Below are 314 nucleotides of genomic sequence, written 5' to 3' on the forward strand. Positions count from 1 at the left end.
GTCGGCAACGTCGGATGTGGAGAAGAGACAGGCCCCGGGGCGGGGGCGCAGCCCCAGGGCGGGGGCGCAGCCCCGGCGGGAGCGCCGCCCCGGCGGGAGGCGCCGCCCCGGGCAAGGGGCGCCGCTCCGGCGGGAGGTGCAGCCCCGGGTGGGGCGCGGCGGGGGCGGGCTACTTCAGGAAGTCCCGGGCGATGTTCGACGCCGCTTCTTCCAGGAGCGGGCCCGCGTTGGCCATCGACTTCGCCGGGTCCGGCTCCAGGGCCGAGAGGGCGTACGCCCGGCGGATGCCCGCCTTGCCCAGGGCCTCCGGCGGG

General features: G+C 79.6%; 1 pseudogene. It reads right to left on the reverse strand.

The window, feature by feature from the left end:
* Positions 1-169: 169 nt before the first annotated feature.
* Positions 170-314 (reverse strand): annotated as a pseudogene (locus AOK00_RS40365) (glycerate kinase); the annotation flags it as partial.

It is taken from the genome of Streptomyces aureus (genome assembly GCF_001418135.1).
Taxonomy (GTDB): domain Bacteria; phylum Actinomycetota; class Actinomycetes; order Streptomycetales; family Streptomycetaceae; genus Streptomyces; species Streptomyces aureus_A.